Origin of the sequence: Curtobacterium sp. MCBD17_003 (assembly GCF_003234885.2) — a bacterium.
GTDB lineage: Bacteria > Actinomycetota > Actinomycetes > Actinomycetales > Microbacteriaceae > Curtobacterium.
Genome location: NZ_CP126275.1, coordinates 2044756 through 2060118 on the forward strand (window position 1 = coordinate 2044756; position 15363 = coordinate 2060118).

The 15363-nt window shown below is 68.9% G+C and carries 17 protein-coding genes; 8 read left to right on the top strand and 9 right to left on the bottom strand.

Going from position 1 to position 15363, the window contains the following annotated elements; genetic code table 11:
• Positions 1–42: 42 nt before the first annotated feature.
• Complete coding sequence (gene rpsB / locus DEI88_RS09665; RefSeq protein ID WP_111009277.1) at positions 43–963, bottom strand: 30S ribosomal protein S2; 921 nt, start codon at positions 961–963, stop codon at positions 43–45.
• 312 nt (positions 964–1275) lie between these two features.
• Positions 1276–2724, bottom strand: coding sequence for a sugar porter family MFS transporter (locus DEI88_RS09670; protein ID WP_258368489.1), 1449 nt, complete (start codon positions 2722–2724; stop codon positions 1276–1278).
• A 293-nt stretch (positions 2725–3017) separates the two neighbouring features.
• Here DEI88_RS09670 and DEI88_RS09675 point away from each other — a divergent pair, with 293 nt between their 5' ends.
• Complete coding sequence (locus tag DEI88_RS09675; RefSeq protein WP_258374945.1) at positions 3018–3641, top strand: murein hydrolase activator EnvC family protein; 624 nt, start codon at positions 3018–3020, stop codon at positions 3639–3641.
• Here the strand turns inward: DEI88_RS09675 and DEI88_RS09680 are convergent.
• Entirely contained in the window at positions 3626–4561 is a 936-nt protein-coding gene (locus DEI88_RS09680; protein WP_146246023.1) for a tyrosine recombinase XerC, read from the bottom strand. The genes DEI88_RS09675 and DEI88_RS09680 overlap by 16 nt on opposite strands.
• Before the next feature lie 29 nt (positions 4562–4590).
• A complete protein-coding gene (locus tag DEI88_RS09685) occupies positions 4591–5046 on the bottom strand; it encodes a DNA-processing protein DprA (protein ID WP_146246022.1) in 456 nt (151 codons plus the stop codon).
• Between the two features lie 14 nt (positions 5047–5060).
• Here DEI88_RS09685 and DEI88_RS09690 point away from each other — a divergent pair, with 14 nt between their 5' ends.
• Complete coding sequence (locus DEI88_RS09690; protein ID WP_111071470.1) at positions 5061–6569, top strand: recombinase family protein; 1509 nt, start codon at positions 5061–5063, stop codon at positions 6567–6569.
• 5 nt (positions 6570–6574) lie between these two features.
• On the opposite strand, the gene DEI88_RS09695 is transcribed toward DEI88_RS09690, so the two are convergent.
• A complete protein-coding gene (locus tag DEI88_RS09695) occupies positions 6575–6784 on the bottom strand; it encodes a hypothetical protein (RefSeq protein WP_146246021.1) in 210 nt (69 codons plus the stop codon).
• A gap of 498 nt (positions 6785–7282) precedes the next feature.
• On the opposite strand from DEI88_RS09695, the gene DEI88_RS09700 reads away from it, so the two are divergent.
• The 5 genes from DEI88_RS09700 to DEI88_RS09720 all read left to right on the top strand — a co-directional run bounded on the left by DEI88_RS09700 (position 7283) and on the right by DEI88_RS09720 (position 10691).
• Positions 7283–7612, top strand: coding sequence for a hypothetical protein (locus DEI88_RS09700; protein ID WP_111071469.1), 330 nt, complete (start codon positions 7283–7285; stop codon positions 7610–7612).
• A 180-nt stretch (positions 7613–7792) separates the two neighbouring features.
• Positions 7793–8635, top strand: coding sequence for a hypothetical protein (locus tag DEI88_RS09705; RefSeq protein WP_146246020.1), 843 nt, complete (start codon positions 7793–7795; stop codon positions 8633–8635).
• 108 nt (positions 8636–8743) lie between these two features.
• A complete protein-coding gene (locus DEI88_RS09710; RefSeq protein WP_146246019.1) occupies positions 8744–9526 on the top strand; it encodes a hypothetical protein in 783 nt (260 codons plus the stop codon).
• Positions 9523–9777, top strand: a complete 255-nt coding sequence (locus tag DEI88_RS09715) for a hypothetical protein (protein ID WP_111071466.1) — start codon at positions 9523–9525, stop codon at positions 9775–9777. Before DEI88_RS09710 ends, DEI88_RS09715 begins: the two co-directional genes overlap by 4 nt.
• Before the next feature lie 530 nt (positions 9778–10307).
• Positions 10308–10691: a hypothetical protein gene (locus tag DEI88_RS09720; protein WP_111071465.1), complete on the top strand. Its 384-nt coding sequence runs from the start codon at positions 10308–10310 to the stop codon at positions 10689–10691.
• 576 nt (positions 10692–11267) lie between these two features.
• Here the strand turns inward: DEI88_RS09720 and DEI88_RS09725 are convergent.
• Genes DEI88_RS09725 through DEI88_RS09735 form a run of 3 tightly spaced genes read right to left on the bottom strand, consistent with a single transcriptional unit; the run spans position 11268 to position 13248 of the window.
• A complete protein-coding gene (locus DEI88_RS09725; RefSeq protein WP_146246018.1) occupies positions 11268–11792 on the bottom strand; it encodes a hypothetical protein in 525 nt (174 codons plus the stop codon).
• 6 nt (positions 11793–11798) lie between these two features.
• On the bottom strand, positions 11799–12428 hold the full coding sequence (locus DEI88_RS09730; protein WP_146246017.1) for an SDR family oxidoreductase: 630 nt from the start codon (positions 12426–12428) through the stop codon (positions 11799–11801).
• A 10-nt stretch (positions 12429–12438) separates the two neighbouring features.
• Positions 12439–13248 carry a TIGR04255 family protein gene (locus DEI88_RS09735; protein ID WP_111071461.1) on the bottom strand — a complete coding sequence of 270 codons (810 nt, stop codon included), beginning with the start codon at positions 13246–13248 and terminating at the stop codon, positions 12439–12441.
• Between the two features lie 545 nt (positions 13249–13793).
• Here DEI88_RS09735 and DEI88_RS09740 point away from each other — a divergent pair.
• Positions 13794–13991: a hypothetical protein gene (locus DEI88_RS09740; RefSeq protein WP_111071460.1), complete on the top strand. Its 198-nt coding sequence runs from the start codon at positions 13794–13796 to the stop codon at positions 13989–13991.
• A gap of 479 nt (positions 13992–14470) precedes the next feature.
• On the opposite strand, the gene DEI88_RS09745 is transcribed toward DEI88_RS09740, so the two are convergent.
• On the bottom strand, positions 14471–15343 hold the full coding sequence (locus tag DEI88_RS09745) for a cytochrome d ubiquinol oxidase subunit II (RefSeq protein WP_146246016.1): 873 nt from the start codon (positions 15341–15343) through the stop codon (positions 14471–14473).
• Positions 15344–15363: the final 20 nt, after the last annotated feature.

Consider the following 15363-nt stretch of genomic DNA (forward strand, 5'->3'; position numbering starts at 1 on the left):
GAGGCGCCGGACGGCGCCTCCCCGGTGTGTCCTGTGCGGCTGTTACTCGGCCGGGGTGGTCTCGGCGGCGGCAGCGGCCTCGGCCGTCGGCTCCGCGTTGACCGTCTCGAGCGGCTCGCCCAGCGGCTTCTCGGCGACCTGCGCGTCGGCGTCGTTCTCCTCGACCGTGGCGCCCTCGCCCTCAGTCTGGCCTGCGGCGGTGTTCGACCCGCCCTGCGCGAGGAGCTCCTGCTCCCACTCGGCCAGCGGCTCGACGGGCTCGTCCGACCCGCCCTGGTGGCGGACGGTCAGGCCCTCGGCGGCGGCGTCGGCGACGATGCGCGTCAGCAGACCGACCGAGCGGATCGCGTCGTCGTTGCCCGGGATCGGGTAGGTGATCTCATCGGGATCGCAGTTGGTGTCGAGGATGCCGATGACCGGGATGCCGAGCTTCTGCGCCTCGTCGATGGCGAGGTGCTCCTTCTTGGTGTCGACGACCCACAGGGCGCTCGGCGTGCGCGTGAGGTTGCGGATGCCACCGAGGGTCTTGTGCAGCTTGTCGAGCTCGCGCTTCTTGATGAGGAGCTCCTTCTTGGTGAAGCCCTTCGTCGTGTCGTCGAAGTCGATCTCCTCGAGCTCCTTCATGCGGGCGAGCCGCTTGGAGACCGTCTGGAAGTTCGTGAGGAGACCCCCGAGCCAACGCTGGTTGACGTAGGGCTGGCCGACGCGCGTCGCCTGCTCGGCGATGGAGTTCTGCGCCTGCTTCTTGGTGCCGACGAAGAGGATCGTGCCGCCGTGGGCGACGGTCTCCTTGACGAAGTCGTAGGCGCGGTCGATGTAGGACAGCGACTGCTGCAGGTCGATGATGTGGATGCCCGAGCGCTCGGCGAGGATGAAACGCTTCACCTTCGGGTTCCACCGGCGGGTCTGGTGCCCGAAGTGCACGCCGCTGTCGAGCAGCTGGCGGATGGTGACGACGGCCATGGCCGTTCTCCTTTTCCGGCGCACGGCACGGCCGCGCGCTGATGTTGCGGTTTGTCGACCACGACCGGCGGTCGGGTCCCTGGTGCCCGGCGCACGACCGCCGCGACGCCGGAGAGGACCAGCGGGCGGACCGATGGGCGTGGAGGCCGATGGGCACGCGAAGTCAGCGCTCAGCGCGCTGCTGCACTCAGGATAGCACCAGCCGGTCGCGCCGCAGGACGCCGGGAGGCACGGTGCCGGTGACTCGATCGTCTCCCGTGCCCCGTGCCTCCTGGACGACCGGCAACGCCGATCGCGATGGTCCCGCGCCCGTCAGGACCTGCTGCCGACCTTGCCACCCTCGGCGCTGACACCCATCTCCTCGAGCGAGCGGCCCTTGGTCTCCGGGATCTTGGCGAGCACGAAGAAGAACGACACGAGCGCGAACAACGCGTAGATGCCGTACGTGACCGTCAGGTTGAAGCCCGACAGCGCGGGGAACGTGATCGTGACCACGAAGTTGGCGACCCAGTTGGCCGCCGAACCGATGCCGAGCGCGGTCGCGCGGATGCGGTTCGGGAACATCTCACCCAGGAGCACCCACATGAGCGGGCCCCACGTCGCACCGAACGACACGACGAACAGGTTGGCGAAGACGAGCGCGATGACGCCCCACGGACCCGGCAGGTGCGGATTGCCGCTGGAGTCCAGCGACGCCTGCGAGAACGAGATCGCGACCATGAGCAGCGACACGAACATGCCGGCCGATCCGGCGACGAGCAGGGGCTTCCGACCGAGGCGGTCGACCGTGAAGATCGCCACGAACGTGACGACGACGTTGATCACCGACGAGATGGTCGAGATCGTGAAGGAGTCCGACGCCTTGAACCCGACGGCCTGCCACAGGGTCGTCGAGTAGTAGAAGATCACGTTGATGCCGACGAACTGCTGGAGCACGGCGAGGATGATGCCGACCCAGACGATGCCCTTGAGGCCGAAGCGGTCGCCGCGGATCGTGCCCTTCTGCTGCTGTTCCTCCTGGCGGATGCCGTCCTCGATCTCGTCGAGGGACGTGTCCACGGTGTCGCTCGGCACGATCTTCGTCAGCACCTCCCGCGCATCGTCCTTGCGCCCCTGCGCGGCGAGGTACCGCGGCGACTCGGGCAGCACGAGCGCCAAGACGCCGTACACGACCGACGGGATCACCCCGACCAGGAACATCCACCGCCACGCCTCGAGGCCCCAGAAGTGTCCGCTCGCAGTGCCGCCCCCGCCGATCGCGATGACCTGGTCGGACAGCAGCGCGGCGAAGATGCCCAGCGTGATCGCCAGCTGCTGGAACGACGCCAGTCGACCGCGGATGCCCTTCGGCGCGACCTCGGAGATGTAGGCGGGCGCGATCACCGACGCGGTGCCGATGCCGAGACCGCCGATGAGGCGGAACACCACGAAGAACGTGGTGTCGGGCGAGAACGCCACCGCCACCGAGCTGACGAAGAACAAGATCGCCGCGATGAACATCACGCGCGTGCGGCCCCAACGGTCCGCGACCCGCCCGGCGAAGTAGGCGCCGAAGGCGCAGCCGATCAAGGCGCTCGCGACCGCGAAGCCGCTCCCCCCGGCCGACAGCTTGAACTGGTCGGTGATCGCCGACTCGGCGCCGTTGATCACCGAGCTGTCGAACCCGAAGAGGAACCCGCCGACCGCTGCGGCGATGGCGAACGCAGTCACCTTGCCCTTGAACGCCCGGTCTGTGCCGGACCTCGTCGTCGATGTGCTCACGTGCTCCTCGTTCCCGCCGGCGTACGACCGAGTCGCCGTGCGCTGCCCCGGAGGTCGGCTGGTCGCCGTCCGGGGCGGCGTTGCTCGGGACCGGAGCGCCTGCCACGGTACCCCTGGGGCCGTGTCCGTGGTCGTCATCGCACGCCGCAGTCGCTCCCCCTCCCCAGGACCCGCCATCAAGCAGCACTCCCCGCACGCTCGCGCAGCGTCCCCTCGAGACGTGCGGTGGGGACCAGGCTCGGCCCATGAACACGACAGGACGGTCGCGAGCGGTGCCCTCTCCCCTGCGGACGATGACGCCGCGCAGATCCTGGACGCGCCTCGGCGCGGCGCTGGTGGTCGTCCCGCGCGTCCTCGTGCTGTGCGTCGTCGCGCTGTGCACCGTCACGCTCGGCGCTGGGCCCGCGCGTGCTGGTTCCTCGTGCGCTGGGCCCCCGTGTGCAGGGGCACCCCGGCGCCCGGCGTCGATCCGCACGTCGGCGAGCATGGCGGCGTCGGCCTGGACCTGGCCCGTCCCGGAGCGCGTCGTCCTCCGGCCGTTCGAACCCCCGGCACACGACTACGGCGCGGGGCACCGCGGGATCGACGTCCGCGCATCCGTCGGCACGCTCGCGCGGGCCCCTGCGGCGGGGACCGTGGTGTTCGCCGGGCCCGTGGCAGGACGCGGCGTCGTGACGATCGACCACGGCCGTGGCGTCCGGAGCTCGCTCGACTCGGTCACGCCGGACGTCGTGGTCGGCACCACGGTCGCGGCCGGGACCCCTGTCGGTCGTGTCGCGGTCGGACACTGCCCGGCCGCCGCGCCCTGCGTCCACCTGGGTGTGCGGGTCGACGAGCGGTACGTCGACCCGCTCGCGTACCTCGCACCGGCGGCCTGGCCCGTGCTCCTGCCACTCGGTGATCACGCCCGAGGGTGAGCACTCCGGTACGCCTCGCGCAGGCGCGCACTCGACACGTGGGTGTAGATCTGCGTCGTGCCGAGGCTCGCGTGCCCGAGCATCTCCTGCACGGCCCGGAGGTCGGCACCGCCATCGAGCAGGTGCGTCGCCGCGCTGTGCCGGAACGTGTGCGGGCCTGCGGGACCGTCCCCCGGTTCAGACGCCAGGATCCGCGCGATGAGCCGGTACACCCCGCGGACGCCGAGCCGGGCACCCCGGTCACCCAGGAACAACGCCGACGGGTCCGGCGCCTGGGCACGGCCGACGAGCACCGGTCGGCCCTGTTCCATCCAGGCACCGAGGGCGTCGTCCGCGGGCACGCCGAAGGGGACGACCCGTTCGCGTCCGCCCTTGCCCAGGACACGGACCGTCAGCCGGTTCCGGTCGACGTCTGTGAGGTCGATGCCCACGAGCTCACCGACCCGCAGCGCCGACGCGTACAGGAGCTCCACGACGGCGTGGTCACGGAGGGCTCCCGGATCGCCGTCCGCGGCGCGGTCACCGAGGGTCGTCAGGATGCCCTCGACACGGTCGGCACGCACCACTCGCGGCAGGTGGGCGCCGCCCTTCGGCGCACGGAGCCGGACGCCGGGGTCGGTGGCGATCCGACCGGTCTCGGCGGCCCACCGGGTGAAGGCGCGCACCGACGAGGCCCGGCGGGCGATCGTCGTCCGAGCGAGTCCACGCTCGGTCGCACGCCACAACCAGTCCCGGAGCACCTCGAGGGTGAGCTCGTCCGGCCGACCGACACCACGCTCCGCCGCGAACGCCACCAGGTCCTCGAGGTCACCGCTGTAGGCGCGGACCGTCTGGGCGCTCAGACCACGACCGTGGACGAGGTGGTCGAGGAACGCGTGCGTGGCGCGGACCAACTCCAGGTCCTCGGCCGCGGGCGTCATGGGCCAACCGTAGTCGCCGCCGGTCGCCCTCACGGAACCAGGCGCCACCCCGTCCGGTGGCGTTCCGCCCGGCCCTCGAGCTCGGCCAGGGCGAGCGCGTCCTCCGTCGCGGCGGTCCCCAGCCCAGACCGTCGAGCGACCTCGTCCACGGACAGTCCCGCGCGGCGGCTGAGCGCATCGAGCACACGGAGCAGCTCAGGGTCGTCCTGCGCCGATCGGATGCGGAGCGGCCCGCCGTCGGCGTCCGGACCGCTCACCGCCCGCACCGCATCGGCGGGGGCGGTGAGCAGCGTCGCCCGACCGCTGGACACCAGTCGGTGGCACCCGACCGACGACGGTGAGGTGAGCGGACCCGGCACCGCCAGCACGGGTCGACCGAGCTGAGCGGCGTGATGGGCCGTGTTGAGCGCCCCGGACCGCGCGCCCGCCTCGACGACCACCACGGCGTCGGCGAGGGCCGCGATCAACCGGTTGCGCTGCGCCAAACTAAGTTAGACGTATGCAACTGCGCGCCGCCGTCTACCTCCGCATCAGCAACGACGACCGGGCAACCGGTCTGGCCGTCGAGCGTCAGCGACAGGACTGCCTCCGGATCGTCGCCGACCGAGGATGGACGTTGGCTGGCGAGCCGTACACGGACAATGGCATCTCCGCCAGCAAGAAGGACGTGAAGCGCCCCGCCTACGAACGCCTGGAGAACGATTACGCCGCCGGTCGATTCGATGCACTCGTGTGCTGGGACCTGGACCGTCTGACGCGTCAGCCCCGCCAGCTGGAGGACTGGATCGATGCAGCGGAGTCACGTGGCCTCATCGTCGTCACGGCCAACGGTGAAGCTGACTTGAGCACCGACGGGGGCCGCATGTACGCCCGCATCAAAGCCTCGGTAGCTCGCGCAGAAATCGAACGCAAGGGCGCTCGACAGCGCCGCGCGAACGTTCAGCGTGTCGCTATGGGGCTACCAGTGCCGGGACGCCGCCGCTACGGCTATGAGTCTGATGGGACGACCGCCCGGCCCAACGAAGCGGCGGTGATCCTGGAAATCTTTCACGCCGTGGCGGACGGCCGCACGATCTACAGCATTGCCGCAGCCCTCACCGCCAGAGGCACCGCCTTCACAACTGGTCGCGGAGGCGAGGGAAAATGGACCCCTGGCCGCGTTCGTGACGTGATCCTGAACCGCAGCTATCAGGGCATGGCGCTCGCACTGCCAAATGATGCTGCGCTCACCCCGAGCGAGCGGCGCGAGCTGCGCAAGCGCGCCGAGAGCTGGCAGCGCAGCGAGCACGTCGCCGCCATCGTGGACGATGACACTGCCGAGACCGCCAGAGCCATTCTCGCGGACCCTGCCAGGCGGACGACGCCGGGACCGGCCCGCAGGTACCTGCTCAGCGGAATCGCCGTCTGCGGTGTGTGTGGCGCGGGCATCAAGCGCCTTCGGGAGAGCTACCGGTGCAGCGCCAACCACCGCCACCCGCAGATCCTCGCGCGCTACCTGGAGCCCCAGGTGCGCGACGCCGTCGTCTGGGCAATAGCTACCGGCGGCCCCGACCTGATCCCGACCGCAGAGCCGGGCACTACCCTCGCGACACTCCTGGCCCGCTTGGACCGTGCGGAGCGCGCCGCCGCGCAAACCTCGGCGGATCGTGATGAGGGCCTAATCTCCGCAGCCGTCGCTCGCGTACGCCTCGAACAGCTCCGCGACGAACGTGAGGTCGTGACGGCCGAACTCGACCGGGCACGCGCCGAGCGGTCCGGCGCGAGCGCTCTGCTCGCCGTTGCGCTGGACCTGCTGGGGCACCTGCCTCCCGCAGCAGCGGCCGTCCGCGGCGGGGCAAGCATCCGCGAGACAGTCGGAGAGCGATTCGACGCGCTCGACCTGGACCGCCAGCGCGAGGTAGTCCGCGCTCTCGTCGCCGTACAGGTAGACCCGGGCCGCGGCCCCGAGCGCGTGCGCATTCAGCACCTTCTAGCGACCCACCTCAACGAATGGGAGCACACCGAGTAGCGGGGTCAGCGCCGACCGCCGCGCCGCGCTGCAAGCGCCACAAGGCCCACGACGACAAGCCAGATCACGACCCAAGCGGCGACAACGCCGCCGAAAGCGACGCCCCACGGCGTTCCGTGCTCTTTAGCGTTGTCACCGAGCGCCCCCGCGACGCCTGCGGCGAGCCCGCCAATCGCAATCAGCACGTAGGCGTAACGGGGCAGGCGGCGCTTCACAGCCGCGAGCGTACATGTGACGTGGGCCACGCCGTGGTCTATAGCGGTGAGAGGGCGATGCCCCCGCGGGTAGATGCGACCCGCCCGTGACGCGCGTTGGCTCTCTCAAGGGTTGCCTCCTGTGCCCTGCCGCCTCCGGGTCCTTTCGGCCGGGGGCGGCCCACATCGTGAACGCGGACGATCAGCGCCGCACACGGACGGCAGCGCGAATGGGCACGCGCCGCCGTCTGACCGCCCGCGCCGGCACCCTGGTCGGTTCCCGGGGCGCGGCGGTCCTCACGCTCTCGCCGCTCACCCCCGCGGCGGCCCATCGTCCGGCGATCCTCCCGGCGGACAACGACACGCAATGGCGCGTGTCTCGGGTGCGCCAGCTCAGGGGTGAGCGCCGGCGCACCCACTCATTCTCCCCCACTCGATATTCACGGCCTCGGCTCATTGCCGGGGCCGTTGCTTTTGTCCTTCATCCCGAACGTTATCGACCGCTAAGGAGCACGCTCCGTGAGCACCTTCACGACTACATGCCGCCAGTGCGGCGACACCTTCGAGGCCCAGCGCTCAACGGCGCGATTCTGCTCCGACGCCTGCCGTGCCCGCAGCAACCGACCCGCGGCATCCCGTGACCGCGAGGCACTGGAGCTGCTCTGGGCCATGCAGGCGGCCTTCCGCGCCACGCTCGATGCGAACGCCGGTACCGGGCCGGCGGATGCCGCAGATGCCCTCTGGCGTGCCGCCGACGCCCGAGCAACGGCCATGTTCGGCCCCGCGTATCGCGCGGCGGTCGAGCGGACGCGGGCAGGGACGCCGGCGGTAGCGCCGCTCGCCTCCTAGCTGCAACGGAAACGTGAGAAGTGACGATTCTCTGCCCCCTACACATATCTCTCTCTAGGCGTCTTTCTCTCCTACAAAAGATAGATGGGGCGGCAGCAAATCGTCATTCTCACGTTTCCGTTGCACGCCCACACAGCGCGCGCCCACGCGCTGCCCACCGACCCTCTCGGAACCGACCCCATGACTCCATCCCCCGCCCCACCGACCCCGGCGGACCGCCTCGCCGCGCTTACCGGCAGCAAGCTCCGGGCCGCGCCGCACAGCGGCCACGCGACCAAGGTGGCTTGGACGCCCGACGGCCGCCGCCTCGCGCTGCCCTGGCCGGCGATGCTCGCGCGCACTTTCGCCACCGGCGTCCTCCACGACGCCGGCATCGGCCGCGCTTCCACGGGCCTCGCCCAGCACGTCCCCGGCACGAAGACCGCGGCACCCCTGACCTTCGCCGCAGCGGCCACCATCCTCCGTGACCAGCTCCGCAAGCTGCCGGACCGCGCCGACGCCTCGCCCGTTTACACGGACCTTCGCACCTACGTCCTCGACGGCGACCCGGAGGCCGTCTCGACCTATCTCTTGGCTGTCGTTCGCCGCGCCGCCATCCGGGACTGTCCCTGGCCGGTCCAGCGGACGCCTGCGGAGCCGGCTACGCCGCGTCCCGCGATCCCGCACGCCGAGCGGTGCCGCGAGTCGCGCGCCCGCGTCCAGCAACGCCAGGCGGTCGCGGCGCTCGGCTTCATCGCTGACACCTTCACTGACGGCGAGCTGGGCGAGGGTGAGCGCTTGACGTGGACCGGGGTCCTCGACCTCCTGCTCGACGCCGACGCGGCGGAGGCCTTCACGGCACTTCTCGACGCTCAGGACGACCCGAACAAGCGTGGCCAGAGCAACGGCTCCCGCATCCTCCGCGCTGCCCTAGACGCTGTCCTCACGCCCCGCAACGCCCGCCCCTACGGCCGGCACTGGATAGTCCCGGACCGCACCACCCTCGACGCCCGGCTCGCCGCGCAGCGCGCCGCACTCGCCTGACGCCACGCCGACGCTCCGCGAGCTCTACCCCCTTGTAGCCCCCGCCGCCATCGAACGAGCCGCGATGGATCGCACGGCTGCCCACGGCTCAGAACAGAGGCAACCCCTTTGACCTACACCGACAACCCCGTCTCGCGCGCCAACGACCGCATGCAGCAGATCAAGCGCGACGCCGACGCCGCCGCACAAGCCGAACTCGACGCGATCATCGACCGCCCGGACGGCGGCTCTGAGCTGGTTGCTCTCCGCGCTGCTTCCCGAGCCGCATCCGATGAAGCGGAAGCCGCGCGGCGCGCGTACTACGCGATGGCCGAAAGCGACGGCCGGACCGTCCGCCGCGACGCTGACGGCAGCTTTCGCCGACGCCGCGACGTGAGTGTCGAGGACTTTGACAACGCCTACCGCGACTGGCAGGCCGCGGAGGGCCGCGCGGTCCAGGCGTACCGGCCCGTGCGCCTCCTGGAGGACTCGCTGAGCGACGCGCCAATCGCAAACCTCGCCGGCAAGCGCGCAGGCGCAGAGTCCGCGCTCATGGATCATCTCGCCGCGCTCCCCGAGGCACTGACCGGCGTCATCGAGCACATCTCGGCCATCCGCACGCTCGCACCCTTCGCCGGGCTGCCGCTCGCGGGTGTGAATCCGGCGGGGCTCGACGCTGCCGCGATGCAGCTCCTGCCCGACATCGAGCGCACTGTCGACCTCGCGCAGCGCCGACGCGCTGCCGCTGCGGCCGACGCCGGAGCGGCAGCGGGTCAACTGACTCAAATCGCCCGCGACGTGCAGCGCCTCAGCGACGCCCGCAGCGCCGGGACCGCTGGCGTCGCCACCGCGCCGGACGGCCGTTCTCTCGCCGGCCTCACCTTCGACCTGTCCGGGAAGGACGCCAAGTGAACTCCGAAACCGCCCGCGCCATCGCCCGCGCCGTCGTCGCCAACACCACTCCGACTCAGCCCAAGCCGTACCACGAGCTGACGTGGGGCGAGCAGCAGGCCGTTCGCGGTGCTGCCGACCGCGCCGGCGAGGCCCGGGAGACTTACTGGCAGCGCTACGCCGTGCAGGCAATGGCAGAGCAGGCCCGAGAGCAGGCCGACGCTCGCGCCGCACTCGACGTTCAGGCCGCGATCCGACGAGACGCCTCATGACCTATCGCCCCGGCGCACGGATTGCGGCTCCCGCGCCACGGTCAACCCCCACTCCTGGACCAGCCCCGCGCTGGTTCCTGACCTGCCGAACCTGTACGCGGTGGGTGCCCGTCGCATCCGCACGACCCGTCCGCCGAGTCCCCCGGTGCCGCGCCTGCCGTGAGGCAGTCGAGCCCGCAACGCCAGCGCCGAGCGCGCTCGACAGGCGACTCGGCCTACTGACGGCTGGCCGCGACTGATCGCATCAGCATCGACCGCCGCGGCTCGTGTCCTGACCGACGCGGGCCGCGGCGGGCCGCCGTCGTGCCGCGAGTGTGTGCGCGCGCTGATCGCTTCGGCAAGCGCCGCACGGGCAACCGGCGACCCGCGCTCACCCGAGCCGAGCCGCCGGCGTCGGACTCCTCCCCCCGGCCGTCTTCCAGCTCGACAAGGCATAGCGCCAGAGACCGAGCCTCCCGTGGCCTGCGCCGGTTTTCGAACGTCCCTCCTCCGCTGACCGCGGTCCGTCTACCCTTCCGGAGCCCATCACCATGACCACTGACGACGTTCTCGCCACCGAGCCCGACGCACCAGCGTTCAATCCCGACGAGTGGCCGACGCCCGACCACTGGAGTGACGCGGCACGGGACGCCTTCCTGTCCGTCATCGAGCAGCGTCCCGAGCTCGCCGGCGCAGAGCTGGCGCAGCTCGAACAGGCCGCCGAACTTGTCACCACCGCTGACCTCATGATGAGCGTCGCCGCTCGCACCGATTACGTGTTGAACGGCTCGCAAGGCCAAACGGTCATCAGCGGCGCGGTCACTGAGAGCCGTTTGGCTCGCCAGGCCGCAGGCCAGATGCTCGCCCGGCTTGCGCCGCTGTCCTCGTCGCAGCTCCGCAAGGTCTCCGGGCTTCGGCAGGGCAAGCAGCTCTAGTGCGCCGCCCGCCATCGCGTCCCCGCGCCGCGGCGCAGCTCGTCCTCCCGGTAGGTGACCGCACTGACGACCGGCCACTGCTCCGGCTTGCCCGCCAGGTGACGACGCCCGCGGAAGCGGTCGCCGCCGCCATCGGCTACGCCGACTCTCTCGGCCTCACCGGCAGCGCTCGCGCCGACGCCGCCCACGCCGCATACAGCGCCATCGTCCATTACGACTCCGCGCACCCCGGCTGGTTCCCCAGGGGGCACGAGCCGGACCCCGGCTACCCCGAGCGCCGATATGGCCTGCTCATGGCCGCCGCCACCGCACTCATGCGCCGCGAGCCTCACCCCATCGACCTCGCCCTGACCGCGCACTACGCCCACTCAGACAGGCCTTCTCCGGCACCGCCGGCGGGGCTTCGGCGTCCTCGATCCTGATGCAGCGTTGACCGCGCGGGGCCATGGCGCATCCGCGCACGACGTGCTCCGCGACGGCCCAGCGCCGTGGCGGTGCGGCTACCTGTTCGCAGACCTGCCCTGCCCGGCGGCGCCCATGGGCTTCACGGCTAACTCGGCAGTGAAGCTGAATCGACTACTCGCCTAAAGTTCCACCGGCTAGCGCAGGCCCGTCCCAGCTCTCGCTAGATGGATCCGGGTCCACAAGCAGCCTGAACAGCCGAAGGTGACTCTTGTAATAGTGAATCTGTTCTAGGTTTCCCTCGGTTGCTGGAACCGGCTCGTACGGTTGGAGAACTTCCGGATAGGTCTGGAAGCGGATCTCGGCGTGACCGTGATACTCACCGACACGCCGCTCATCAACAACATCCACCCCCACCGCCCTGAGCTGACCGACCAGGCCTTCCGCGAGTCCCACGTAGTCTCGGATGACTGCTTTTGCAGTCCGCTTGACGACGTTCTTACCAATAACGGCTCGTATCACGGATACGCCCATTTCGCCAGGACGAGGCTTCAACGCTTGCCATCGCAAGCCGCCCTTGCCGCTGACGTTGGTTTTAGAGACTATGCGCTCCACATACTCATCGTCCGCCACGACGAGTGGCAAGTCATTGTTGACGTCCCCGCTCTCATCTGGAGACAGGCGTTCATCTTCCCCCATTGAATCTCAGCCGACCGGCGCGAACGTCCGCCGCACGTCAGACACAAACGCGTCACGAGGTATTTCAACCCCTACGGGCTGCGACACAGCCGAAAACTCAAGCAATACAGTGAGATGCAGGACAACCGAAACAAGGGCATTTAGGCCAAACTTGCCGTTCTCAAAGTGCGGCTCGCCCATTGAGGGGTCGATCGTTAGCGCGTAGCTCTCGCTTCCAATCTCCAACAATGCGTAGCCCTTTTCATCCTCCCATTCGAACGACACAGTGCCCGTAGTATTGGGAACCAGGTCGTAGTCACTGAGTTCCTCTAGCAGGACTGCAACCGCGCCATTGACGTTGGCTAGGACCTCCGTAGAGGGCGCGAGGGATCCCGGCCCGTCCCACCCGTCTTGGAGGGTCGACAAGTATTCCAGGTCACTGCGAGTCTTGCTCAATCGAATCTCGCGCGCGAGCGCGAGATACTCATTCACAACACCAGCAGCCATATCACGGCCGGACCGATCACGAGCGCTAGTGAGGAACGACGTCAGGTTTTGCAGAGGCGCTGCGACAGCTACCGACGCGCTCGTCGCAAGCGACGCGACCCCCGATAGGAGCGAAGGGAACGAATAGCGAAGACCGCCGAGCGTGGCCATCACTGCCGGCTCAGTCATCCTGCCCTTCCGGCTCCATGAGTTCGCGGATGGACTGAGTTGAGTCTACGAATATTGCATGAATCACGTCATGCGCCCTTGCAAACACTTCCATGACCTTCTCGCTTTCAGAAGCAACTGCGCTCCCGGATCGCACGGCTGTATCCCAGATCAACGATACTTCATTATTGATGAGTCCCTCAGAAAGCGCTATCGTGACGGCGAGTGCATCTCGCGTGGAAAAACTATATGTGAATGCTAGCTGCGTAGCTGATGACGCATCTCTCTCATCCTCAACAGATCCGGGAAGGTGCAACTTAAAGCCTAGCGTCTGCTGAGCGAAATCGGAGGGTGACGCTTCGCCAAGAAAACGTCTTCCGAAAGCATCAAGATAGCGGACGCTTACTTCTCGGAAAAACTCATTATTATAACCCCGCAGCACGGTTGTCAAGGCGGCGACAACCTTTTTCACCTCGGGCGAGAATCCCGCCCAAGACTCATAAGGAGGAAGAGCGTGAACACTCACTACGCCGGGGCCGGCCTGCACGATCAGGTTGTCGGTTGTTCGACGGAATCGAAATAGATGTTGACCGGGCATCAGTGGCATACCGACTGGCACCAGCCGCTCCACGTACGTGAATCCAAGCTCTTGACAAGCAGCCCGGAACTCATCGAGAAGCGGCTCCTGCGCGTTCAACGCAACCTGGACCGGCACTGTGCCGAGCGGCCCGATGGCTGCCAACGGCTGCGGTGATGAAGGGACATCCCAGCGAAGGTCCGCCACGAGCTCAAGCAGCGGTGGGTTCCTGAAATGAAGTGTCATCGTTCTGCCCCACGGGTGTGCATGAAGACGAACGTAGCGCAACGGTCACGGCTGGAGCTGTGCCACGCGAGGCTTGAGAGCGGCTCGCAAGGCAGAGGAGCGGGAAGCACAGGTGCGGCGTCCACGTCGACCTGATGCGGTATTCGCGGGACGACACGACCGGCGCATACGCGTGCGTCAAGTTGGAACGCCTCCCTTCAGCGCGCTTCCGGACTCGATCACACGTCGTGATCTGCGGGCAGCGCGAGCAGGCCGCGCGGTCCTCTACCACTCCGCCGCGGTGGAGCGGCCGCCTGGTTCTGACGAGCCAAACTGCGCCACCTGCACCGCAGGAGCCGGGACGCACTTCAACTCGCCGCCCGCTGTGGGCTCGGGCATTCGCCTACGTCCGCTCGCTCAGAGTCGCCCTCCGGGCAGAGCCACCACCCATCGCCAGGACGCGCCAGCGGTAGCAGCAGCCGCATCCGCAGACTGTGCCGCTCGCAGAGCTTGCCAGCCATGCGGGGACGGTATGCGCCACCACCGACACCACCGAAAGGACCAACATGTTCTACGACGGCACCATCTACGTCGACCGCACCGCCCCCTACGCCGTCCGCCAGGCCCAGCAGAACGGCGGGCCGCTCGCGGCCCGCCGCATCGCTCAGGCTCAGGCAGGCGTCACCGGCCCCGCACTCCCGCCCGACCTCGGCGCTCCGCAGCGGAATGACCTCGGGCTCTACGCCCCCGGCGACGACCACTAGGGGACTCACGCTAGGAGACTGGCTCTTACCGCCGGTACTGGGGGTACGCCTCGGCTCGCTCCCCCGCGCGCCGACTGTTTAACTGTTCGAGCCCGGCACCCCGCCGGCATCGAACAGAGGAACCAGCACCATGACGTACCCCCAGTCCCCCGCCATCACCGCCCCCAGCGCCAGCTCGTCCTAGTCGCCGGGGATGCTTTCGTGAGCCTCCTCCGCGCCGCCGGCCTCCGCGACCAGCTCCGCGCTTGGGTCGCCGCCGGACAGGCTCAGGTGCTCGATGTAGAGGCCCTGGCGCTGGCGTCCGCGGCGTGACGAGAGCCCGGAGCGATGGAAGCGCCCCGGGCTCTCGCGCCAACCGTACTGGCACGCTTAGAGTGAATGCGCGGCCGGTGCGGTGTACCCCCGCGCCGGCCGCCTCAGACATACGAACGCCCTCGACCTACTCAGGCCGGGGCGTTCGTCAGTCCGCTCGCCCCCCGTCATCCGCTGATGCGGTTGGTGATCACTCCGAGCACCACTGTGGTAACCCAACCTGCAACTAGCCCGACGACGCGACGCCCTCGCGGTGCTCCACTCGCGGCAAGCTCGAACGCCGGCAGCAGGCGGCGTATCCCCACGAAGGCCCCCGCCACGGCGAGGCCGAACGCGGCTGCGATGAACAGAGCCACGACGTTTTGATCCTTCGGCAGAGCCCTTGCAACACCTGTTGAGAGGACGATCGCGGCGAACAACACCACTGGGTATACGACCCACCAGCTTCGCGCCCAGCGCCAGCTAGGCACCCGCACAGCGAGGGCGTCGCCGACCTCAGCGAGGGCGGCGGCGGCCCACCGAGAATCCTCAGATGTAACCGTCAGCAACGCGCCTTCGTCCCGCCGGAAGTTGACGGTGATGCGGTGTCCGCTGAGGGACCCCGCAGGGGTACTGACCGTCAAATCACGAATCGGCAGCGGAGCGAGGTACTCCACAACCTCCTGAGGACGCCCCTTCGCGTCCCGCTCGGCCCCACCCCGCAACTTAACGTGGACCTTGACCATGTCAAAACGCTCGGCCTCGCTCGTTGCTTCCCTCAGGCGGGCCTCCGCTTCTGCCACCTCTCTCTCCGCGTATTGCACGCGGCTCGCGTAATAGTTGGTGAAGTCATCGGCGACGCGCTCTTGTGACGTCGCGAGGTCTCGCTCCGCGCGGTCCAAGGCCTCGCGGGCATAACGCGTTCGCTCGTCGATGTAGCTGTTACGCAGCTCGGCGTACTGAGCCTCCAGCGCGTCGAGCACCGGAAGCAATTCCGACGGGGTGGACGCCCAGACGCGGAACCGGCGAGTATCAGTGAGGGAGTCCTTCAGGCGTGCCACGTTACGACTATGGCAGAACC